The organism is Acetobacter ascendens (assembly GCF_001766235.1).
Taxonomy (GTDB): Bacteria; Pseudomonadota; Alphaproteobacteria; order Acetobacterales; family Acetobacteraceae; genus Acetobacter; species Acetobacter ascendens.
The window spans coordinates 2,100,718-2,123,310 of sequence record NZ_CP015164.1; the positions used below are offsets into that span (position 1 = coordinate 2,100,718).

17 protein-coding genes and 1 pseudogene are annotated in these 22,593 nt (G+C 55.8%); 9 read left to right on the top strand and 9 right to left on the bottom strand.

Features of this window, described 5'->3' with window-relative positions:
- Positions 1-42: 42 nt before the first annotated feature.
- Together A4S02_RS10170 and hpnH are read right to left on the bottom strand one after the other, a co-directional pair.
- Complete coding sequence (locus A4S02_RS10170; RefSeq protein WP_082246815.1) at positions 43-1,425, bottom strand: hemolysin family protein; 1,383 nt, start codon at positions 1,423-1,425, stop codon at positions 43-45.
- 160 nt (positions 1,426-1,585) lie between these two features.
- Positions 1,586-2,797, bottom strand: a complete 1,212-nt coding sequence (gene hpnH / locus A4S02_RS10175; RefSeq protein ID WP_070323689.1) for an adenosyl-hopene transferase HpnH — start codon at positions 2,795-2,797, stop codon at positions 1,586-1,588.
- A 423-nt stretch (positions 2,798-3,220) separates the two neighbouring features.
- Here hpnH and dxs point away from each other — a divergent pair, with 423 nt between their 5' ends.
- The 9 genes and pseudogenes from dxs to murA all read left to right on the top strand — a co-directional run bounded on the left by dxs (position 3,221) and on the right by murA (position 13,949).
- On the top strand, positions 3,221-5,248 hold the full coding sequence (gene dxs, locus A4S02_RS10180; protein ID WP_070323690.1) for a 1-deoxy-D-xylulose-5-phosphate synthase: 2,028 nt from the start codon (positions 3,221-3,223) through the stop codon (positions 5,246-5,248).
- A gap of 3 nt (positions 5,249-5,251) precedes the next feature.
- Positions 5,252-5,905, top strand: coding sequence for an ABC transporter substrate-binding protein (locus A4S02_RS10185; RefSeq protein WP_070323691.1), 654 nt, complete (start codon positions 5,252-5,254; stop codon positions 5,903-5,905).
- 76 nt (positions 5,906-5,981) lie between these two features.
- A complete protein-coding gene (gene hpnI / locus A4S02_RS10190; RefSeq protein WP_019088454.1) occupies positions 5,982-7,151 on the top strand; it encodes a bacteriohopanetetrol glucosamine biosynthesis glycosyltransferase HpnI in 1,170 nt (389 codons plus the stop codon).
- Between the two features lie 132 nt (positions 7,152-7,283).
- Positions 7,284-8,714 carry a hopanoid biosynthesis associated radical SAM protein HpnJ gene (hpnJ, locus tag A4S02_RS10195; protein ID WP_019088455.1) on the top strand — a complete coding sequence of 477 codons (1,431 nt, stop codon included), beginning with the start codon at positions 7,284-7,286 and terminating at the stop codon, positions 8,712-8,714.
- A 99-nt stretch (positions 8,715-8,813) separates the two neighbouring features.
- On the top strand, positions 8,814-9,701 hold the full coding sequence (gene hpnK, locus A4S02_RS10200) for a hopanoid biosynthesis-associated protein HpnK (protein ID WP_003624956.1): 888 nt from the start codon (positions 8,814-8,816) through the stop codon (positions 9,699-9,701).
- A 288-nt stretch (positions 9,702-9,989) separates the two neighbouring features.
- Positions 9,990-11,796 (top strand): annotated as a pseudogene (locus A4S02_RS10205) (carbohydrate porin).
- 106 nt (positions 11,797-11,902) lie between these two features.
- Positions 11,903-12,133, top strand: coding sequence for a hypothetical protein (locus tag A4S02_RS10210; protein WP_019088457.1), 231 nt, complete (start codon positions 11,903-11,905; stop codon positions 12,131-12,133).
- The gene (gene dcd / locus A4S02_RS10215; RefSeq protein ID WP_012812446.1) at positions 12,124-12,678 is read left to right on the top strand and encodes a dCTP deaminase; all 555 of its coding nucleotides are present in this window, start codon (positions 12,124-12,126) and stop codon (positions 12,676-12,678) included. Before A4S02_RS10210 ends, dcd begins: the two co-directional genes overlap by 10 nt.
- 8 nt (positions 12,679-12,686) lie before the next feature.
- On the top strand, positions 12,687-13,949 hold the full coding sequence (murA, locus tag A4S02_RS10220) for a UDP-N-acetylglucosamine 1-carboxyvinyltransferase (protein WP_070323692.1): 1,263 nt from the start codon (positions 12,687-12,689) through the stop codon (positions 13,947-13,949).
- A 66-nt stretch (positions 13,950-14,015) separates the two neighbouring features.
- Here the strand turns inward: murA and A4S02_RS10225 are convergent, their stop codons facing one another.
- The 7 genes from A4S02_RS10225 to budA all read right to left on the bottom strand — a co-directional run bounded on the left by A4S02_RS10225 (position 14,016) and on the right by budA (position 22,578).
- Entirely contained in the window at positions 14,016-15,020 is a 1,005-nt protein-coding gene (locus A4S02_RS10225; RefSeq protein WP_070324244.1) for a multidrug resistance efflux transporter family protein, read from the bottom strand.
- Between the two features lie 195 nt (positions 15,021-15,215).
- Positions 15,216-15,806 (bottom strand): LutC/YkgG family protein, encoded by a 591-nt coding sequence (locus A4S02_RS10230; protein WP_070323693.1) that lies wholly within the window; start codon positions 15,804-15,806, stop codon positions 15,216-15,218.
- The gene (locus A4S02_RS10235; RefSeq protein WP_019088461.1) at positions 15,803-17,206 is read right to left on the bottom strand and encodes a lactate utilization protein B; all 1,404 of its coding nucleotides are present in this window, start codon (positions 17,204-17,206) and stop codon (positions 15,803-15,805) included. The genes A4S02_RS10230 and A4S02_RS10235 overlap by 4 nt, the downstream gene beginning before the upstream one ends.
- A complete protein-coding gene (locus tag A4S02_RS10240; RefSeq protein WP_019088462.1) occupies positions 17,203-17,946 on the bottom strand; it encodes a (Fe-S)-binding protein in 744 nt (247 codons plus the stop codon). The genes A4S02_RS10235 and A4S02_RS10240 overlap by 4 nt, the downstream gene beginning before the upstream one ends.
- A gap of 31 nt (positions 17,947-17,977) precedes the next feature.
- On the bottom strand, positions 17,978-19,672 hold the full coding sequence (locus A4S02_RS10245) for a thiamine pyrophosphate-dependent enzyme (RefSeq protein ID WP_070323694.1): 1,695 nt from the start codon (positions 19,670-19,672) through the stop codon (positions 17,978-17,980).
- 329 nt (positions 19,673-20,001) lie between these two features.
- On the bottom strand, positions 20,002-21,690 hold the full coding sequence (gene alsS, locus A4S02_RS10255) for an acetolactate synthase AlsS (protein ID WP_070324245.1): 1,689 nt from the start codon (positions 21,688-21,690) through the stop codon (positions 20,002-20,004).
- Positions 21,691-21,771: 81 nt separating this feature from the next.
- Positions 21,772-22,578 (bottom strand): acetolactate decarboxylase, encoded by an 807-nt coding sequence (gene budA, locus A4S02_RS10260; RefSeq protein ID WP_019088466.1) that lies wholly within the window; start codon positions 22,576-22,578, stop codon positions 21,772-21,774.
- Positions 22,579-22,593: the final 15 nt, after the last annotated feature.

Consider the following 22,593-nt stretch of genomic DNA (forward strand, 5'->3'; position numbering starts at 1 on the left):
TGCCCCTTAGGGCAGACCAATGCCTGCCCGTGTAGCTTAACTTTAGTTCTCTGCCAGAGGCTGCCTGCTGGCCCGCACGCGGGAAACGCGGCGGCCTTCCATTTCCAGCACCTCAAACAGCCAACCTTCGTAAGCCACCTTATCACCCACCGCTGGCACACGGCGCAGAAGGGCCAGAATAAGCCCGCCCAACGTATGGTAGCTGCCTTCTTCGGGCAGGGTTTTGATAGCCAGTTGATCTTTCACTTCATCGGCGGATTCTGTGCCATCCAGCAGCAGCACGGCATCTGGGGCGGGTTCTGTATTCAGGCGGGTGAGTTTTTGGGGCTCGTGCGAGGTTTCGCCCACAATCGCGTCAAACAGGTCAGACGCCGTCACAATGCCTTCAAACGCTCCGTATTCATCAAACACAAAAGCCATGCCCAGCGGGATGCTGCGCATGCGTTCCAGCATATCCAGCGCAGAAATACTGTCTGGCACCACCATCATTGGGCGCAGACCTGCCTCTATAGAGGCAGGCATGCCGTCTAGAACGCGGTCCAGCATATCCTTAGCCAGAACCACACCCACCGGGTTGTCCACCCCTCCCTCGCACACCACAAGGCGGGCATAGGTGGTTTGCTTAAGCGCCTGCACCAGTGCCTCGCGCCCAGCATGGCGGTCTATCCACACCAGTTCGTTTCTGGGGGTCATGATGGCACGCACGGGCCTGTCTGCAAGGCGCAGCAGGCGTTCGATCATGGTGCGTTCTTCATGTTCCAGCACGCCCAGCCTTGCACCTTCGGCAATGTAGGCTTTCAGTTCTTCTTCCGTCAGCGTCTGGTTTACGGCATCTGCCGCACCCATCAGGCGCAGAACCACGTTGGAAGATTGGCGGAGCAGCCACACCACCGGGCGGGTAGCATTGGCCAGAACTTCCAGCGGCGCAGCCAGACGGGCGGCCACTCTTTCCGGCTCCCGCAGGGCCAACTGCTTGGGCACAAGCTCACCCAGCACCAGCATGATGGCCGTAATCAGCACCACCACCACAATCATGGAAAGCTGCGAGGCAATGGGTTTAATGGCCGGAATACGCTCCAGCATGGGGGTAAGGTGCGCTTCTATCTGCACCCCACCAAATGTGCCTTCCAGAATGGAAACAAGTGTCATGCCCACTTGCACCGTGGGCAGGAAAATCTGCGGATCTTCCGCCAGCCGCAAGGCCCGTTCGGCCCCACGCACGCCTTGTTCCTGCAACATGACCAACCGGGGTTTACGCACGGAAATAAGTGCAAGTTCCCCCATGGCGAACACGGCGTTCAGCAACACCAGAAAGAAAATGACAAGAATGGAAAGTGCCATGAAAAACGATATGCCCTCTGTGTAGGGTACCCGCGTGGCGGGTTTCTGGCGGGCAGAATAGGGGATGATTTCCCCCAAAGCCACAGCTAGGCCATACAGGAAGGCGGATTGCCTTATGCGGCGGCAGTATGCCTGCCTTCCGGATAAAGCGGACCAATTCGGTATGTTTTGAGCATTCAGAGCAAAAAAAGAGCGGCCCCTTGCGGGTACCGCTCCTTTTTAAAATCCGATTCGGAAAGCCCGATCAGTCTGCCGCAGTGGCTTCTACTGCTGGCTTTGCTGCCGGAGCATCGTTCGCGCCTTCGGCTGTACGAATCACCTTCACACGTGGGGCCTTCGCAGGCTTGCGTGCGGCAATGGCGTCCATCTGTTCTTCTACCTGTTTGGAGAAGACGTACTGGGCCGGACGCTGGTTTGCCAGTGAGATTTCCGGTGCCATTGGCTTTTCTATTTCCGGTCCAAACAGCGCCACTTTGGCAATGTGCCAAGGGCGACGCACGGCATCCATAACAGCGGTGGATTCGTAACCGGAATGCACCATGCAGTCAGCGCATTTTTCGTAGTTACCGGTGCCGTAATCATCCCACTTCGTGTCGTCCATCAGCTCACGGAAGGACTTGGCGTAGCCTTCACCCAACAGATAGCACGGGCGCTGCCAGCCAAACACGTTACGCAGCGGCTTACCCCACGGCGTGCAGTGGTACTGCTCATTCCCCGCCAGGAAGTTCAGGAACAGCGGAGACTGCGTAAACCGCCATTTGTGGCCTTTGCCCAAACGGAAGATATCACGGAACAGTTGCTTGGTTTTCTGGCGGTTCAGGAAGTGTTCCTGATCCGGTGCGCGTTCGTAAGCATAACCCGGTGCGGTCATGATTCCGTCCACGCCCATTGCCATCACTTCATCAAAGAAGCTGGCAACGCGCTGTGGGTCTGCGCCATCAAACAGGGTGCAGTTGATGGAAACGCGGAAGCCACGTTCCTTAGCTTTTTTAATAGCTGCCACGGCACGTTCATACACCCCATCCTGACAGACGGAGGAATCGTGCATGGTTTTGTCACCATCCAGATGCACATCCCAGGAGAAGAAGGGGGATGGCTCATATTCATCCATCTTCTTTTCAAGCAGCAGGGCATTTGTGCACAGATAGACGTATTTTTTACGTGCAATCAAACCGCGAATAATCTGCGGCATTTCCTTGTGCAACAGCGGTTCACCGCCGGCCACAGCCACAACTGGCGCGCCTGCCTCGGCATCCGCATCCATGCATTCCTGCACAGTCATGCGCTGGTTGAGAATAGCAGCCGGGTAGTCGATCTTCCCGCAACCTGCACATGCCAGATTGCAGCGGAAAAGCGGCTCAAGCATCAGCACAAGCGGATAGCGCTTCCGCTTCTTGAGATGCTGTGTGACGACATATTTGCCGACCCTGACGGCCTGCATTATCGGTACGGCCATAAACCCCCGCTCCGGCGCATCACTTACGCCCGTATCGTGACTGGAAAGAACTTGTTCAGTTCAGTGTGTAACAAGAAACGCGGCCGTGCTACCCGCGGCAAGTATTTCCGCCCTGAGCCATCAGGTGGTCAGACAGAATACTGAATACACGCGTTACGCGGCCACGCATGAAAGAAGACATTGGCCTGCATATATGTTGTGTGGTTTGTCAAGCTCAAGTGTTTTCACACTCATGTTGCAAAAAGGCCACAATCGCCGGCTTGTTTTGTTTCAATACTTGCGTTCTTGCGTGAAACATTAAACCACATGCCATCGGATCGCGATGTCTGTCGGCATGCAAACGCGGCGTAAGACACACTCCGGGTTGCGTCATTCGCCCAGATATCAGACAGCAGCCCGCAACAAAAAGATGGAAACGATCGCATGGACAGTTCTCAGGACAAGGACGCGCCTTCACCGATTCCGACGTTAGGGCGTTTTCCTGCGCTGGACCGGGTTGAGTATCCGGCGGATCTGCGCAATCTCTCGGTTGAGCAGCTTAAGCAGGTTGCGGATGAACTGCGGGCCGAAACGGTGGACGCGGTTTCCACCACGGGGGGGCACCTTGGGGCCTCCTTGGGTGTTGTGGAGCTGACGGTTGCCCTGCATGCGGTGTTTGACACCCCGGATGACAAGGTGATCTGGGATGTGGGCCATCAGGCCTACCCTCACAAGATTTTGACCGGGCGGCGTGACCGTATCCGCACCCTGCGCCAGCCAGGTGGCCTTTCAGGCTTTACCCGCCGTGCAGAAAGCAAATACGATCCGTTTGGGGCGGCCCATTCCTCCACCTCCATTTCCGCCGGACTCGGCATGGCCGTGGCCCACCACTTGCGGGCGGAGGAAGACCCCAGCTACCGCGAACGCAATGTGATTGCCGTAATTGGCGATGGCTCCATTTCCGCCGGTATGGCGTATGAGGCCATGAACAACGCCGCCGTGGCTGGCCCGGGTGCTGAACGGCTGATTGTCATCCTGAACGACAACGAGATGTCCATTGCCCCACCTGTGGGCGCAATGTCGAACTACCTGTCGCGCCTGATGTCTTCACGCAAGTTCATGGGCCTGCGTGAACTGGCTGGCAAGTTTGTCAAAAAGCTGCCTGCCCCTGTGGAACGCACAGCCCGCAAAGCCGATGAATATGCCCGCGGCATGATTACCGGCGGCACGCTGTTTGAAGAACTGGGCTTTTACTACGTTGGCCCCGTAGATGGGCATGATCTGCCGCAGTTGGTCTCTATCCTGCGCAACCTGCGCGATACGGATAACGGCCCCATCATGCTGCATGTCATCACGGAAAAAGGCCATGGCTATCAGCCAGCCGAAAAAGCCGGGGACAAGTATCACGCTGTTGCCAAGTTCAACGTTGTCACCGGTGAGCAGAAAAAAGGCCCCGCAGGGCCGCCGAGCTACACTTCCGTGTTCTCCCGCGAGCTCACGCGCCGTGCCGCCACCGACAACAAGATTGCCGCCATCACCGCCGCCATGCCGTCTGGCACGGGGCTGGATGCCTTCGCCAAAGCATATCCGGACCGGTTTTTTGATGTGGGCATTGCCGAGCAGCATGCCGTCACCTTTGCCGCAGGTATGGCTACGGAAGGGCTGCGCCCGTTCTGCGCCATTTATTCCACCTTCCTCCAGCGCGCCTATGATCAGGTGATGCACGATGTAGTGCTGCAAAAGCTGCCCGTGCGCTTTGCCATTGACCGCGCCGGTCTGGTGGGGGCCGATGGCGCCACCCATGCTGGCTCGTTTGACATTGCCTATCTGGGCTGCCTGCCGGGCATGACCATTATGGCCCCATCCGATGAGGTGGAACTGCTGCACATGACAGCAACCGCCGCTCTGTTTGATGAAGGCCCGCTTGCCCTGCGCTACCCGCGTGGCAGTGGCCTTGGGCTGGACCTGCCTGCCGAGGGCACACCGCTGGAAATTGGCAAGGGCCGTATCATCCGTGAAATGGGTGGGCAGTCCAGGCCGGAAAAAGGTGGCGTGGCCATTCTCTCGCTTGGCCCGCGTCTGGCTGAGTGCCTGAAAGCCGCAGACATGCTGGCCGCCCGTGGCCTGCCGCCCACCGTGGCGGATGCCCGCTTTGCCAAGCCCTTTGATACGGAACTGGTGGAAAACCTGGCCCGCAACCATGCGGTACTGATTACGATTGAGGAAGGTTCGGAAGGTGGCTTTGGCTCCCTTGTCGGGCACCATCTGGCCCGCACAGGCCTTTTGGACAACGTGCGTTTCCGCCCCCTTACCCTGCCAGACCGCTTCATTGACCATAATACTCAAGCCGCCCAATATGCCGAAGCCGGGCTCTCCGCTCCGCACATCGTCGGAACCGCTCTAAGCGCATTGGGCATCGGTGACATGCTTGAAGCGATCTTGCCAAACCGCGCAACCGGGACAAAATCTTAAGCCATGAAACGCTTTTCAATTCGTGCAGGCCTTGTGTTTGGTATGACCATGGCCCTTCTTCCGGTTGCTGGCGCTGGCATTTCCGCTCCGGCAGCTTTTGCCCAGTCTGCTCCGGCAAGTGCCGTAAGCGCGCCTATCCAGTCGCTGTACAAAGCGTTGGATCAGGTTCAGAACGCTCACAGCAGCTTTGCTGAACGCAGCCAGATGATTTCTGGCGCGGTGGATCAGGCTTATGACCTTGAAGCTGTGCTGAAAGCCTCTGTTGGCTTGCGCTATGATAGCCTGAGCCCGAGCGACAAGCAGAACCTGCTGGCAGCTTTCCGTAACTTTACGGTGGCACGCTATGTCTCCAGCTTTAAGTCGGGTTCTGGCGCACGTTTCACCATCTCTCCGTCTGTAACGGATGCCCCTGCTGGCGGCGGCAAGATTGTAGAAACCCACATTGGGTCTGATGACAGCATGCCCGGCACGGCTGTGAGCTACATCATGCACAACGAAGGTGGTGCATGGAAAATTACCGATGTGCTGCTGAGCGATTCCCGCATCAGTCAGGCAGCCGCCCAGCGGTCTGACTTCAGCTCCACGCTGAACTCTGGCGGTGTGCAGGGTCTGATCAACGTGCTGAACCGCAAGGTTCAGAATTACTCCAAAGATTAAGAGCGAGAAGCAGCATCGTGCCCCGCAGCGGAAAGAAAACAGCGCCCCGACGGGGCCATAAAACGGTTGAGGTGTAATGTCCGCCTTTCCGTTTCTAGCTGCGGCCAGCGCGGTACTGGCTGTTACTGGCTGCGTGCAATCTGCTTTGGGGGCGGGCCTTCTGGCCCGTTTCCGGCGCAAGGAGCATAAGCCGGTTGTTCTTGAAAACAGCCCACCGGTTACCGTTTTAAAGCCTCTTTACGGCTCTGAACCTCTGCTGGAAGAAGCACTAGAAAGCTTTTGCACGCAGGATTACCCGCAGGTTCAGATTCTGTTTGGTGTGCGAGATGCAGATGATCCGGCCATAGCTATTGTGCGCCGCCTGCAGGAACGCCACCCGGAACTGGATATGGATTTGGTGGTGAACCCCGTACTGCACGGGCTGAACCGCAAAATCAGCAACCTTATGAATATCCTGCCACAGGCTAAGCACGATATTCTGGTTATTTCCGATTCTGATATTCATGTCAGCCCGGATTATCTTCAACATATCGTGGCTGGGCTGAGCAAACCCAACACCGGGTTGGTAACTACCCTGTATGCAGGGCTACCCGCCGTGCATTCTGTGGTGCAAATGTTGGCGGCCTGCCAGATCAACCACAATTTTCTGCCCGGCGTAATTCTCTCGCGCTATCTGGGGCGGCAGGATTGTCTGGGCGCCACTATGGCCCTGCGGCGTGCAACATTGGAACAGGTGGGTGGGCTGGAAGCCCTGCTGCCGCATGTGGCGGATGATGCCCTGCTGGGCCGTCTTGTACGCCAGTTGGGCATGGATATTACTATTGCCGACTGCCTGACATGGACCACTATTGCCGAATCCAATTTTACAGAATTGTTAAAGCATGAGCTCAGATGGGGCCGCACAGTCTGCACGCTTGCACCGGCGGGCTATGCGGCCTCTTCAATCCAGCTTCCACTGTTCTGGGCTACGTTGGTGGTGCTGTTCCAGCCCCATGCAGCGTGGACACTTCCTTTTTTCTGGGGGGTATGGGGCTTTCGCTGCCTTACCGCGTTGGTAATAGACCGCACTGTAGGGTCTCGCCCGTTATGGCCGCTTCTGCTTTTGCCTGTGCGGGACTGGCTTTCCGCCGCCATTATGGTGGGCAGCGCCAGCGGCACAGAAGTGCATTGGCGGGGGCAGACCATGCATGTGGCGCCGCACCCGGTTGGGCCACCTTCATCTGATGGTCTCTCCGCCAGACAGTAAAGCCCGTGCACGCAAAACTTGCCTTCTCCTTACAGCCCAGAGTAAATCCCTCAGCTAAATGACCATGGAAGCCTTGCAGACCGCTTTTTTGCCGGCTCCAACCGCTTCACGCCCTTGTCAGGATAAAAACCGATGACGATGAGAACACTTTTCCTGCAGCCCCCGACTTTTGACGGTTTTGATGGTGGCGCAGGCTCGCGCTATCAGGCTCGGCGCGAAATCAAGTCCTTTTGGTATCCGACATGGCTGGCCCAGCCCGCAGCAATGGTTGAAGGCAGCCGCCTGATTGATGCCCCGCCCGCAGGCATCGGCATGGAACCGATTCTGGAAGACGTTAAAAACCGCGATCTGGTCATTCTGCACACCTCCACCCCATCCTTTGCAAAGGATGTAGAAGTGGCGCAGATGCTTAAAGACGTGAACCCCAACCTGAAAATCGGGATGGTGGGTGCAAAGGTTGCCGTTCAGCCAGAAGAAAGCCTGCTGAAAGGCGCGCCGATTGATTTTGTGGCCCGCAATGAATTTGATTACACAATCAAGGAAATTGCCGAAGGCCGTGACTTCAAGGACGTAGACGGCATTACATGGCGCAACAAGGATGGTGAAATTATTGCCAACCGTGACCGCGCCATGATTGAAGACATGGACAGCCTGCCCTTCGTAACCGAAGTGTACAAGCGGGACCTGCGCATTGAGGACTACTTTATTGGGTACCTCATGCACCCCTACATTTCCATCTACACGGGCCGTGGCTGTAAATCTCGTTGCACATTCTGCCTGTGGCCGCAGACAGTGGGGGGCCATCGCTACCGCACACGCAGCCCGCAGCACGTTGCGGCTGAAATCCGTCTGGCCAAGCAGTACTTCCCGCAGGTGAAAGAGTTCTTCTTTGACGATGACACCTTCACCGATGATCTGCCCCGTGCAGAAGCCATTGCGCGTGAACTGGGTAAGCTGGGTGTAACGTGGTCCTGTAACGCAAAGGCCAATGTGCCGCGCGAAACATTGAAAGTGCTGCGTGACAACGGCCTGCGCCTGCTTCTGGTTGGGTATGAAAGCGGCAACCAGCAGATCCTTCATAACATCAAGAAGGGTATGCGCGTTGAAGTGGCGCGTGAGTTCACCAAGAACTGCCACGAGCTTGGTATTAAAATCCACGGCACCTTCATTCTGGGCCTGCCGGGTGAAACCAAGGAAACCATTCAGGAAACCATCCGCTTCGCGCAGGAAATCAACCCGCACACGTTGCAGGTTTCCTTGGCTGCACCGTATCCGGGCACGGCTCTGCACAAGCAGGCCACGGAAAACGGCTGGCTGGATGAAAACAACGCAGAACTGCTGGATGATAACGGCGTGCAGATTGCACCGCTGCATTACCCGCACCTGTCCCACACGGAAATCTTCAACAGCGTGGAAGACTTCTACAAGAAGTTCTATTTCCGCGCGCCCAAGATTGCCTCCATCCTGGGTGAAATGGTGCGTTCTCCGCAGATGATGAAGCGCCGCCTGCGTGAAGGCGTGGAATTCTTCCAGTTCCTTAAGAACCGTAAGGACGCTGCGTAACCTACGCATGCCACATGGGCGGGGGCAAAATGCCTCTGCCCATGACATGTGCCCCCTGCCGGTGCTAGATACAGCCGGAGCAAGATCAGGGGTTCTGTTATGAAACGCGCCATTATCTCTGCCGATGATTTCGGCATGTCTGTTGAAGTGAATGAGGCAATCGAGCTTGCCCATCGCAATGGCCTGCTTTCAACAGCCAGCCTCATGGTTGCGGGTGAGGCTGTGGATGACGCCATAGAACGCGCCAAACGCCTGCCTACCCTAAATGTTGGCCTGCACCTTGTGGTGATAGAAGGCCCTGCTGTTCTGCCCCACACCAGCCTGCCACTTATTACCCAGCCCGATGGATGGTTTTCATCCTCTCAATTTGGCTTAGGGGTTGATTACTTTTTCCGCCCTGAAGGACGGAGAGAACTGGAAGCCGAAATTACCGCCCAGTTTGAAGCCTTCCGCCGCACCGGCTTGCGGCTAGACCACGCCAATGCCCACAAACATATGCACCTGCACCCCACAGTGGGGCACCTGCTTGTAACTATTGGCAAACGCTATGGGCTGAATGCCGTGCGTGTACCGTTGGAACCGCCCGAACCCCTTTACGCCGCAGGCACCTATACAGATACGCTGGGTGATGCTGCCCTCCGCCGCTGGACAAGCCTTTTGCGCCATCAAGCCCATGCCGCTGGCATGAAAACAAATGACTGGTGCTTTGGGCTGGCATGGAGCGGCCACATGACAACAGACCGCGTGGCCGCACTGGCCGCGCATCTGCCCGAAGGTGTTTCTGAAATCTACTTCCACCCTGCCACACATAAAAACGCCCTGCTGAAAAGGCTGATGCCAACTTATGAGCAGGAAGCCGAGTTCAAAGCTTTGTGTTCTCCCGGCTTTCGGGCCGGGCTGGAACATGCCCATGCGCAGCTTTGCGGCTGGCAGGATTTAAAGATGCCGCAGGACAATGTACCACCTGTTGCAAAATTACCGTTATAACAAAAAATACATCCTGATATTGGCTTTTATTTCATTACTCCTGTGATTTAGGAAATATTATTACAAATACCAACTTGACCACACAGATTGCTTCTGTTTGTGATGAGGGGCCAACAACCAAAAACAACAATAATGGTTTGTCCCATGTCTTTCATCTTAAGCTCTCGTGCTTTGCGTTCATCCGCTGCCTTTGCGCTAAAAGGTGAATTGTCCACCTATCTGCGCTGGCCCACCATGCTGCCTTAAACAGACAGGCAGGCTCTGCGGAGCTTTTTCCTTACCAGCATTGTGGTCAACATTTCCGACACTCATGATTTTGCGGAAAGCGGAATGACTTTTTTAAAAACATGCCGCCATAAAGCGGAGCATGATATGCCCGGGCGTGCATTTTCTACCGCCCTTTCTGCGCTGTTTGCAGGTTGCGCGGCTGTTGTATGGCCTGTTGGCGCACACAATGCGGCACAGGCGCAAAGCACCACCACATCTCCGCTTACGGCCCAAACCGCCGTAGCGCCTGTATCCGATGCCATTATTACGCCGGGGAATAACAAGGTACACGCCGCCCCGGCAAAGGCGGCTCGCCCACTGGATGCAGAATCCCTCGGCCCGGACCTTAACGCCATCCGTCGGCCACCCAACACACCTATTCCCTCCAGCGGTGTGCCTGTTCTGCCGTTTCCCGGTATGGCCACCATGAGCGTGCAGCCTGTTGGGCCATCGGGAGATGCCTCGGCCTTTCATAAGGTGGAACTGGATTCCATTCTGTCCACAGAAGGCCCTTCCCGCATATTGCCCCCCAATCTGGATGCGCTGCGAGAAACGGATCTGAACGATCCGTACTACGTACCCACGGCAGGGTCTGGCGCGCTTATTCCGCAGCTTGGCCCGTTCCGAAACCGGCTGCGTGAAAAAGGCTTTACCTTTTCCTTCACCTATAAAGGAGAAGCCAATGGCCTGTTTGCCGGTGGCCGACCGGGGGAAAAAGGCACCAGCTACGTGCACGAACTCACCCTTCAGACCATTTTTGATCTGGGCAAAATGGACCCCAGACTAGGCGGGTGGTCTGTGCATACACTGGTGATGGAACGTGCCGGTAAGGCTATTCAGGGCCCACGTGTGGGCGAATCCTATGTTGGCTTGCAGGAAGTGTATTCTCTTTCCGGCAACGTAGTGGCCCACTTGGTGGACCTGTATGCTGAAAAGAAATTCCGCAACAATACGCTGGATGTTATTTTCGGGCGTATGTCGCTTACCCATGTGTTTGCCACATCGCCTTTGCTCTGCTCGTTCATGGTCACCTGTTCTGCACCTGTGGCCATCAAACAGAATCCGGGCATGAGCGTGTATCCAAAAGCCACATGGGGCGCACGTATTCGCTTCCGCCCTACATGGGATACGGCCATCCAAATTGGCGCGTATTCTGTGGGCGCACTGAACGAAAACCCCTCTGGTTGGGCTTGGGGGGCGGAACATGCCACCGGTATTTCCCTGCCGATTGAATTTACGTGGCAGCCCTTTTTAACGCGCAACCGCCTACCGGGGCATTACGTACTGGGCTACGCGCATGACACCACGCGCTATGCCGATAAAATTGGCTCGGCCCTGCCTAGTGCTGTTGCCGCACAGGTGCCCGGCGCACGCTCTGCCCCGTCTGACATGTTCTGGCTGGAAGCGGACCAGATGGTGTACCGCCTTGGTGGGCGTAATATGATGGCCGGTGGCTACCTGATGGGTGGCTACATCCACGTTACCCCGCGCGCAGTAAATGTGTCTGACCAGTTATATGGCGGCATTTCCCTTGTGGGGGTGATTCCCTCCCGCATGACAGACCGTCTGGGCATGATGTTTTCATGGTACAAAGTTAGCAACCGGCGGCGGCAAAGCGAACAACTTGCGCTGGATGGCGGATACGACCTGCCAAGTGGTGTGTACGGCGTGCAGCATTCGTCTGACGTGATTGAGGCCTATTACGGCATTGATGCCCTGCCCGGCCTGCTGGTGCAGCCCGGATTCCAGTATATGATTCACCCCGGTGAAACGCACAAAATCCGCAATGCGCGGCATGATGGGCCTTAAGGTTATTGCCAACCTCTAGCAGGTTTTGTCCATCCGTATGCAGTCTGCCCTAGTCAGGGCGGGCTGCCTCTGCTAGTCAGCCTGTCGAACGTTTAACCTACGCGACTGGCCTGCTGCATACCGGCATGACTGATACGCCCGAAAACACATCTTCCGGCACCCGCCTTTCCTCTAAAGCGGAAGCTGCCCGCGCCGAGCGCATGGCCCGGCAGGCTGCGGCGCTGCGTGCAAACTTGCGCCGCCGCAAGGAACAGGCACGTACCCGGCAGGACTCAACAGATTCTGCCACCCCCACCAGTTCTGAACCCGGCGCACAAAACCGCCACCCTACCGGAGAAGACAAGACATGCCCGTGATGCCAGATACATGGATCCGCCAGATGGCTCAGGACCACGGCATGATTGAACCGTTTGTGGAAAACCAGAAGCGCGAAGGCGTTATTTCCTACGGTCTTTCCTCCTACGGGTATGATGCCCGTGTGGCGGATGATTTCCGTATTTTTACGGATGTAAACAACGCCATTGTGGACCCCAAAAACTTCAGCCCGGATGGCTTTGTTTCCCGCCGGGCCGATGTATGCATTATTCCGCCCAATAGCTTTGTGCTGGCACATACTATTGAATACTTCCGTATCCCGCGTGATGTACTGGTGGTGTGCTTAGGCAAATCCACCTATGCGCGCTGCGGTATTATCGTCAACGTCACCCCTTTAGAGCCAGAATGGGAAGGACAGGTGACGATCGAGATCAGCAACACCACACCGTTGCCCGCACGCATTTATGCCAATGAGGGCATCTGCCAGTTCCTGTTCTTTAAGGGTGAAAGCCCGTGTGAAGTGAGCTACGCAGACCGTGCCGGTAAGTATATGGGCCAGCGTGGCGTTGCCACCCCGCGGATGTAAGAAAGACCATGGATCGTTTCATCATCCGGGGCGGACGCCCCCTGCACGGCGAAATTACCATTGGCGGCGCCAAGAACGCAGGCCTGAAACTGTTGGTAGCCGGGCTGCTGACATCTGAACGGCTGGTACTTTCCAACGTGCCGCGTATTGCCGATATTGGCACCATGCGCGCCCTGCTGCGCCAGCATGGGTTGGAAGTGGAAGACGTAAACGGTGATGGCTCTACCATTTCCGTTGGCGGTGACATTACCAATACCGAAGCACCGTATGACATAGTTTCCAAAATGCGTGCTTCCATTTTGGTGCTCGGCCCGCTGTTGGCCCGCTGCCATGAAGCCCGCGTTTCCCTCCCCGGTGGGTGCGCCATTGGCACGCGCCCGGTGGATATGCACCTGAAGGGGCTGGAAACTCTGGGTGCGGAAATTACGCTGGAAAACGGCTATATTCACGCCCGTGCCCCCAAGGGGCTTAAAGGCGAGCGGGTTATTCTGCCATTTGCCTCTGTTGGGGCTACAGAAAACATCATGATGGCCGCCACCCTTGCCAAAGGGCGCACGGAAATTGTGAATGCCGCGCGTGAGCCGGAAATGGTGGATCTGGCCAACTGCCTGAACGCCATGGGCGCACGTATTTCCGGCGCTGGCACCGGTACCATTACCATTGAGGGTGTAGAAGCCCTGCACGGTGCCCACCACCGCATTATGCCAGACCGTATTGAATGCGGCACCTATGCCTGCGCCGCCGCCATTACGGGTGGTGACTTGCGCCTGATTGATGGGCATGTGGATCATCTGGGGGCTGTGGTGCGCGCGCTGGAAGAAACCGGCGTGGAAGTAACGCAGGAAGGCAATGTTATGCGTGTGCGCCGCACCGGTGCACTGCGTGGCATTGATATCATGACGGAACCCTACCCCGGCTTCCCCACAGATATGCAGGCCCAGTTTATGGCGCTGCTTTCTGTAGCCGAAGGGGCCTCCATGATTACGGAAACCATTTTTGAAAACCGTTTCATGCATGTGCCAGAGCTTAACCGCATGGGCGCACGCATTAACGTGCATGGATCTTCCGCCATTATCCGGGGGGTGCACAGCCTTTCTGGCGCACCTGTTATGGCGACAGATTTGCGGGCATCTTTCTCTCTCATTCTGGCAGGACTTGCCGCGCATGGGGAAACCATCCTTAGACGCGTGTATCACCTAGACCGGGGGTATGAGGCTGTGGAACGCAAACTGGCAGCCTGTGGCGCGCAGATTGAGCGCGTGCGGGACTAAAACCTGCTAACAGCAGAGCGTTTTAAAAACGGGTGGCGGCAGCAATGCTTCCACCCGTTTTTGTATTCAGGCTTCGGGCGCGGTTTCCTCGCTTACAGCAAAGCCAATCAGGCCGCCCATAACGGCAATTAGGCCCACGTAATCTGCCATTCCTAATGAAACACTGCCCAGCAGCAGGGCTTCCCCCGCCAATGTAAAACCCACTTCTCCCGCTTGTGTGGCATCCACAGCAGCAATCAGATACGGATCTGATGAAAGATTGCGGGCATAGGTAAACAGTGGCGTAGCCAAACAACCTGCAAACAGCGCAATAAGACCCGTAGATGTTATCTGCCCCATATCTGGCAATGGGGGGTGCACCAATAACAAAAGCCCCGCAAAAAACGGCAGAGCGCCGAGTGTCATCAACAAAACAGCAGCTAATGGGTCTCGCAGCACTGCGGCGTGTGGGCCCGCCTGATGCCGAAAGCGATTAAGCAACTGGTTGCCAATAGGGTAACAAAACGCCGCCACCAGCAATGGTACCACACCAGAGGCAATTTGTGCCAATGGCACACCAGCTTCCAGCCGCCCTGCATTTAGAATAACGATACCAGCAAAAATCAGCACCAGAAACGCCACACCGCGTAAGGGCACCTTGCCACCAAAGGCCCATAGCACCACAGGTGTGGCCAGAATGGTGCTTTGCCACGTGGCCGCAACTATCCAGCCGGGCGCATGATTGGCCGCAAAGCAGCAACACGCGTAAAAGACACCATATCCGATGCCTCCTGCCACCAGCCAGAAGCGCAGCTTTTGCCAAAACAGGTGCCAGATTGCCGCCACCCAGCGCGGACCTTTGGCAACAAAGCCCCACGCTAACAGCAGAAAAGCGGTTTCAATATACCGGAGTGCAGCACTCCACACCCAGTCCCCACCATGCAGGCTGATAGACCGATTGAGTACAAAAGTAACAGAAAACAGCGCCGAAGCCACCAACCCCAGCCCAATAAGGCGGGGTGCCCCTGTGCCACCATGCCGTACATCTGCGCCTGCCAAAATGGGCGCTACCGCTGTGTTTTTATCCGCCATATCTGCGCCACCCGTTTTATAACCACACAGCACTCTTCAACCATGAGCAGACCAGAACCTGCCCTTATATTCTGTGCGATGTGTTAACGAATAATACAAGAGCGCAATGATGAGCCTTTGCATACAAAAAAGCCGGAGCAGGCGAATACCCGCTCCGGCTTTTTAAGAAATGCTGTTTTTTCCGGTCGGTAGGATTCACTCTTCCCACCATACAGAAAGCGTGCGCACGCCCTGCGCCCCACGCACCAGAACACCCTGAATATCAGCCGTGGCGGAAGGCCCGCTCATCAGCACACCATAATTGGCGGTGTGGAATTCGGGGCGGTCCATATAGGCCGTGTGCATGTTTGCGGTCAGATTCTTGGGGGAAAGAATGACCACAATATGCTGCGTCAGATGCGCTGCGGAGTTCAGGTTATTCAACTGCGCTTCGCTCAGATAGATAGAGCCCATTTCAGCAATACCGAAAGGTGAGCGCACCACCAGCACATCCACAGAGGCCGCCTGCTGTGGGGAATCCAGATCTTCAATCCGGATTGTGCCTTCAAAATCCGGCACAGCAGAGCAGATGATCTTAGAATCCGGAAAAGTGCGGGCAATGGCTGTTGCCAGCGTATCGTTTTCCTGCCGTTCCAGAACCTGGCCGCCAATAATTTGCAGGCTGTTTTCAAAACGTGCCTTACCTGCATCCATATCCCCTAGCTTGGCAACGGGGGGCAGCGGATGGGCGTTGGGGTCTGGGCGGTTATCCCGCAAACGGCTTAAGATGGCATCACGCGAGCTCATGCTTTTTCCCCTTCCTTCTGCTTGTTCAGGCGGTTTTTCTTGTACCAACTGTTGAAGGTGGTTTTTACGGGGTGCGGCAGTTCACGGTGCTTGCCCCACGGGTTCAGCCAGTTATACAGCACAAAACGCGGCATGGTGCTCAGCGCCACTTCCGTTCCGTTAATGGCTGCACGGTACAGCTTGGGCTGGCCCATAAGCTTACCGGCCATATGCATGATCTCACGTTTTACAAACGGCAGTTCATGATGTTCAGCCAGCACACGCCGCCATTTGTAAAGCTGCTCGTGAATGTTGATCTTAACAGGGCACACATTGGTGCAGCTTCCGTTCATGGTGGAAGCAAACGGCAGCGTGCTGTATTTGCGCTCGTTAAAGGTGGGGTCAATAATTGCGCCAATCGGGCCGGAATATACGGCACCGTAAGACAGGCCACCGGAACGACGATACACTGGGCAAGTGTTCATACAGGCACCGCAGCGAATACACTTCAGCGATGTCCAGAAATCCTGCATGCCAAGGCGATGTGAGCGGCCATTATCCACCAGCACCACATGCATTTCGCTGCCCTTTTGTGGGCCACGGAAGTGCGTGGTGTACTGCGTAATGGGAGAACCCAACGCACTGCGCGAAAGCAGACGAATGAACACACCCATATCCGCCATACGCGGCACAAGGCGTTCGATCCCGATAGTGGCAATATGCAGCCCCGGCACCGTGGCGCTTAGATCCGCATTACCTTCATTGGTGCAGACAACGAAGGACCCCGTTTCTGCCACAACAAAGTTGCCGCCTGTCATCCCTGCATCGGCAGACAGAATAACCGGACGTGCCGCCAGACGCTGCTGCCATGCCAAAGACTGCGCGCTGTTGTCGTTCGGGTCTGTGTGATAGTGCTCGGCAAAAATCTTGGCCACGTCTGGTATCAGCTTATGCACGGCTGGCACCACAATGTGGCTGGGCATCTGGTTATCAAGCTGCTGAATACGTTCACCAAGATCTGTCTCGGTTACCGTAACGCCGCGTGGTTCCAGATATTCGCGCATCTGGCATTCTTCGGTTACCATCGACTTACTTTTGATAAGCGATTTGGCGCCGTGTTTTTCCAGAATTTCGCCAACTATACGGTTATGTTCCGCACCATCGGCTGCCCAATGAACGTGAATGCCGTTCTTTTTGGCGTTGGCTTCAAACTGCTCCAGATATTCGGGCAGGTTGGCCAGCGTGTGTTCCTTAATCTGAGAGGCACGGGTGCGCAGTTCCTGCCATTCTGGCAGAATGTGCATCTGCTCATCACGCTTTTGGCGCAGGTCCCACAGGCGTTCGTCATGAAAGCTTTCATGCGCAACGTCATCAATGAACTCTTCAGCCGCCTTGGCGTGGTTAACTGGTTTGACCTTCATTCCCGTGCTCCATTCAGAATTTCAGCAATGTGAATGAAGCGGATGGGAACCCCGGCCCGTTCCGCACACCCTTGCTGGTGCATCATGCAGGACGTATCGGCAGAAACAATGTATTCCGCCCCGGCATTGTGATGATCTGTTACCTTATCCACCCCCATTTTGGCGGAAACGGCTTCTTCCGTCACAGAAAAGGTGCCACCAAAACCGCAGCATTCATCTGGCCGTTTGGGATGGGCAAAGGAAATGCCTTTAACCTTGGAAAGCAGGTCCATCGGTTTGGAGAAGAAAGGCTCACCCAGTTCAGACATGCTGGCCGTACGCAGGGCGCGCAGGGTGCCGCAACTGTTGTGCAAACCCACTTTATGCGGAAATTCCGCCCAAGGGAAATTATCTACCTTCAGCACGTCATGCAGAAATTCCACCAGTTCAAAGGTGTTTTCACGCACATGCCGCACTTCATCCGTTTGCGGAATGGCATCAAAATTGTCCCGCACATGGTGGGTGCAACTGCCAGATGGCATAACAATGGCATCGTATTTGGCAAAGAGTTTGACAAACAGCGCCTCAGCAGAGGCAGCATCCCGGTTACAGCCTGAATTGGCCATTGGCTGGCCGCAGCAGGTTTGTTCCATGGGGTATTCTACATCCTGGCCCAGCTTTTCCAGCAGCTCCAGCGTAGCAACCCCTGCGTTTGGATAAAACGCATCTATGTAACAGGGAATAAACAACCCGATTTTCATACGCACCCCCGGTTTTTGCAGCCTGACACTCTCAGCCCGCTGCAATCATAATTTCAACAAGCGTGGGGCCATCGGTCGCTAATGCTGCTTCCAGCGTGGGCGCAATATCCGCAGCCCGCGTTACTCTGCTGGAAGGCACCCCCATGGACCGGGCCAGAGCCTGATAGTCTATTTGTGGATCAACAATATCCATGGCGGGATATTTCCCCTCCTGCGCAGAGATATAGTTGTTTTGCTGCCGCATGAAGTTCTTGAGCACGTTGTACTCGCGATTGTTCATCACAACAAAAGTAACGGGCAGCTTTTCGTGTGCGGCTGTCCACAAAGCCTGTGGGGAATACAGGGCTGCCCCATCCCCCACCAGTGAGACAACTCTATCCCGCCCAAGGCCAAGTGAGGCCCCAACAGCCGCAGGCATGCCCCAGCCCAGTGCGCCACCCCGCAGGAAGGAATACTGTGCAGACCATGCACTTTCTAAAAACAACCGAACATCGGATGAAGTCGCAATGGCTTCATCCACAATGGCAACATCCGGGCCAATGGCACGCACCGTTTCCCACGCAGCAACACGAGGAGAAATAACGGCATCTGCCGGATGAGCCAGCACCTCTGCCACAGCCTGCGCACGCTGTGCGCGGCGGGTTTCTGCCACTTTCTGGCCCGATGCCGCATAGGCGGCACGCTGCGGGGCTGCCGCCTTTTGCAACATGGGCAACAGCGCCTGCAAGGATGCGCGAATATCCCCTACTACAGAAAGCGGCGTCCAGAACGTACGCCCCAGATCCCGCACATCGGAAGACATCTGATACACTGCACAAGATGGCGGCAGGGCCGGGCCTTCTGTGTACAAAATAGTGATGAGGGATTTGCCACCTAGTGCGAAAATGGCATCGTATCCACTCAGCTTTTCCGCAATACCGGTGGCTTGTGTGGGCAGATTACCGCACCACAACGGATGCGCCGTAGCAAACGGAATACGTGATGGCCATGATGAGCCATAAACCGGCGCACCCAAACACTCTGCCACAGCCGCAACTTCATCTGCGGCATCCGAGGCATACACCTCATCCCCCGCAATAATGGCCACCTTGCCGGGGCGCAGGGCTGTAAGGGCGCGCGCCAGTTCTGGCAGCCCACCCGCCACGGCCTGACGGTTGATAACGGAAGGTTCACCAATATCCACGCTGCTCATTTCTTCCATCACATCCATGGGAAGTGACAGAAACACTGGCCCTGTGGGGGCTGCTGTGGAATCATGAAAAGCGCGGCGCAGCAAAACAGGAAGCTGATCTGCATGGGCCACTTCCTGCGCCCATTTTACGGCGGGGCGGGCAATCTGCACCAGATCACCAAATAGAAGTGGATCAGAAATTGTGTGGCGGGAATCCTGCTGCCCGGCAGTAACCACCAATGGGGTTTGGGAAACACTGGCATTAAGCAGATTGCCCATGCCGTGGCCCAAGCCACCTGCTGTATGCAGGTTTAAAAAAGCCGGTTTGCGGGCGGCCTGTGCGTAACCATCGGCCATGGCCACCACGCTGGCTTCCTGAAGCCCCAGCACGTAATGCACGTTGGGCACTTCCAGCAACGCATCTATCAGCGGAAGTTCTGTGGTGCCAGGGTTGCCGAATATATATTCAACCCCTTCACTCCGCAGCACTTCCAACAAAACCGCTGCACCGCGCCGGGTTTTGCCGCCTGCTGTTTCTACAGATGTTACTGCCATTACGCCTGCCCCCTATTCTGCCGTTTTGGCAAATGTGCCACAGCCTGCGCATTGGCACACTTGCCATTGCCCAACTGTATATACACTTTGCACGACTGAAAGGATTTGTTCATTCCCCTACCCTGATAGACTGACAGAAATATGCAGGGGAATTCACAATAAGGCAGAACGTTAACATCTGCTTTGCCGGCCCGGATTTCTGTCATGCTGAGCTGCCCTTTCTGGCAGCCTGAACTGCTACGCCGCTTGTTATAACAAAATATGGCATTTTGCAAAACAGGCGGCGCGCACATCAGCAAAAAAATCTGGCCTGCGTTTTTTGCGCAGCTTTACGCTGCGGCACTCGTTTCACCCAACTGAGCCAGCGGCTGCATGAGCAGATGGTTGTGGGAATAATCAACCGGCACAGCAATAACCACTGGGCCTTCTACATCCATGGCCGTACGCAGGGCCTGACGCACTTCATCTTCCGTAGTGACGTTAATGCCCGTTGCGCCGCAGGCTTCTGCATATTTTGCAAAATCAATGGGGCCAAAGTTCACGCCGGAACCACGGCCATATTTCTTCTGCTCCTGCATTTCCACCATGTTGTAGGCTTCATCAATCCAAACCATGTGGATCAGGTTGCACTTCAGGCGCACAGCCGTTTCCAGCTCCATACTGGACATCATGAAGCCACCATCACCAGAGATGGACAGCACTTTCTGCGCCGGGTTCAGCAGGCTAGCGGCAATACCCCACGGCAGGCCCACACCCATTGTCTGCTGACCATTGCTGATAAGCACCTGACGTGCCCGGAAGGACAGCAGATAACGTGCCAGCCAGATATGGAAGGTGCCCATATCCAGGCACAGTGTCATATCAGGGGTTACAAACTGTTCCAGCTCACGCACGATCTGGAGCGGATGCACGGCATTGTTGCTAGTGCTCCGGGCTTCTAGCAGAGCGGTGGTGCGGGCTTTTTTGTAGCCTTCCAGAACAGCTTCCAGCTCTGGTGCACGGGTCAGCTTGCCTGCATCTTTTGCCAGCACTGTTAGCGTTGGTGCAATTTCACCAATCAGCTCAATGGCCGGAACGTAGGCGTTATCCAGCTCTGCAGGAACGATGTCTACGTTGATGATCTTGCGGTCATCATTCACGTTCCACAGCCACGGATCATATTCCACCGGGTTGTAGCCAACAGCCACAACAACATCGGCTTCGTGCAGAAGCTGATCACCATGCTGGTTGCGGAACAGGCCAACGCGGCCACCAAAACGATCCACCAGATCTTCAGAAACCGCACCCGCAGCCTGATAGGTGCCCACAACCGGCACACCTGTTGCTTTTACAAAAGCGCGCACGCCATCTGCCACATCTGGGCGGCTGGCCAGCATACCCAGCAGAACCACAGGGCGCTTGGCATTTTTCAGCATAGTTGCGGCTTCTGCAATCACATCAGCCGGAGCACCACCAACACGTGGCAACGGGCGACCAGCCAGAACCGGCGCATGTGCTGGCATGGAAAGCACATCCATAGGCGTGCTTACAAAAGCTGCACCGGGGCGGCCACCTTCTGCAAAGCGGAAAGCGTTGGCCATCACTTCAGAAATCGCAACCGGGGTTGTCAGCTCAACACTGTATTTGGTGATGGGCTTGAACAGGTTGACCGTATCCATGGTCTGGTGCGTCAGCTTCAGGCGGTCTGCCAGTTTTACGGCACCACCAATAGCCAGCACCGGGTCGCCTTCAGAATTGGCGGTAGCAAGGCCGGTTACAAAGTTGGAAGCACCGGGGCCGGATGTGGCAATGCACACGCCTGCCTTACCTGTAAGACGGCCAAGGCCACCTGCAATAAAGGCTGCGTTCTGTTCATGCCGCGTAACAACGGTTGTGATGGAGGAATCCACCAGCGCATCAAACAGACGGTCTACCTTGGCGCCCGGAATACCGAACACGTGCTTGACGCCGTGGGCTTCCAGATTTTTGACAATAAGCTCCGCACCGCACTGAGCGGCGTTGTCTGCCGGATTGGTCATTTCAGTTCTGTCCTGCAAAAACTGGGCTGCCATAAAGCTGTTTTTCAGCAGCCCCGTTAAAAATATTCAGCGAATGGAGGCTCAGCCGCCTTCAGCAATACGGATGGCTTCGCTCAGGCTTTCGGGGTTCAGATCTGCCTTGGCGAACTGTTCCGTACGGGGCAGTTGAATTTCCAGATCGGAAATGGAAGCCACTTCAAGCTTACCGCGCACAAGGCGATATTCCGTAACGTGCCCACCACGTTTACTGTCTTCAGACAGGAAGTGCAGATGGTAGCCCGCAACATTCACGCCCTGCATGTAAACCGGGGTGCGGAAACCGATCATTGTTCCCATCACGTTTTCCATGGTGCAGGTGGGCTGCTTTTTCACCACTTCCAACATGTGCGGATACGGCTTGCACTGGCAGAACACCGTGCGGGTATCAACGCGCTGGAATTCACCCGTAAAGCGCACGGCACCAAACAGGTTGGGGTTGCCAAGCAGGCTATCCACCAATTCCTCAAACGTTTCCTTGGTTTTTGGGGAATCGATGGTAACCGTTTTTTCCGGCTCAAAATAAGTCACGCACGCAAAAGGCGTTTTAAGAGAACCGGGCACTTCTGCGGCCAGACCTTCTGCACGGAACTGGCGCACAACGCCGTCCGTCACAATCATTTCGCCATCTAGAGCATTAAAGGTGCCAAGGCCAAAGTTACCGTGCTGGAGCAGTTCGTCCAGCGTGGTTTCACCATCGTACACCGCATCCAGCAGGGCTGCCATGGTGGAGGTCTGGTACAAACGGTTTGTAACAGGCTTTTTCAGCACGCCGTTACCAAGGGCAGAAGAGCGGACATCCATGTCCATCACCGACTGTTTTTTCATGCTGCAATACTCCCACAAACGCATGGTGGTTTAAGTTCG

Coding starts and splice junctions, on each gene's coding strand:
- hpnH (WP_070323689.1), bottom strand. CDS start 2,797: ATGGCCGTACCGATAATGCAGGCCGTCAGGGTCGGCAAATATGTCGTC.
- dxs (WP_070323690.1), top strand. CDS start 3,221: ATGGACAGTTCTCAGGACAAGGACGCGCCTTCACCGATTCCGACGTTA.
- A4S02_RS10185 (WP_070323691.1), top strand. CDS start 5,252: ATGAAACGCTTTTCAATTCGTGCAGGCCTTGTGTTTGGTATGACCATG.
- hpnI (WP_019088454.1), top strand. CDS start 5,982: ATGTCCGCCTTTCCGTTTCTAGCTGCGGCCAGCGCGGTACTGGCTGTT.
- hpnJ (WP_019088455.1), top strand. CDS start 7,284: ATGACGATGAGAACACTTTTCCTGCAGCCCCCGACTTTTGACGGTTTT.
- hpnK (WP_003624956.1), top strand. CDS start 8,814: ATGAAACGCGCCATTATCTCTGCCGATGATTTCGGCATGTCTGTTGAA.
- A4S02_RS10210 (WP_019088457.1), top strand. CDS start 11,903: ATGACTGATACGCCCGAAAACACATCTTCCGGCACCCGCCTTTCCTCT.
- dcd (WP_012812446.1), top strand. CDS start 12,124: ATGCCCGTGATGCCAGATACATGGATCCGCCAGATGGCTCAGGACCAC.
- murA (WP_070323692.1), top strand. CDS start 12,687: ATGGATCGTTTCATCATCCGGGGCGGACGCCCCCTGCACGGCGAAATT.
- A4S02_RS10225 (WP_070324244.1), bottom strand. CDS start 15,020: ATGGCGGATAAAAACACAGCGGTAGCGCCCATTTTGGCAGGCGCAGAT.
- A4S02_RS10230 (WP_070323693.1), bottom strand. CDS start 15,806: ATGAGCTCGCGTGATGCCATCTTAAGCCGTTTGCGGGATAACCGCCCA.
- A4S02_RS10235 (WP_019088461.1), bottom strand. CDS start 17,206: ATGAAGGTCAAACCAGTTAACCACGCCAAGGCGGCTGAAGAGTTCATT.
- A4S02_RS10240 (WP_019088462.1), bottom strand. CDS start 17,946: ATGAAAATCGGGTTGTTTATTCCCTGTTACATAGATGCGTTTTATCCA.
- A4S02_RS10245 (WP_070323694.1), bottom strand. CDS start 19,672: ATGGCAGTAACATCTGTAGAAACAGCAGGCGGCAAAACCCGGCGCGGT.
- alsS (WP_070324245.1), bottom strand. CDS start 21,690: ATGACCAATCCGGCAGACAACGCCGCTCAGTGCGGTGCGGAGCTTATT.
- budA (WP_019088466.1), bottom strand. CDS start 22,578: ATGCGTTTGTGGGAGTATTGCAGCATGAAAAAACAGTCGGTGATGGAC.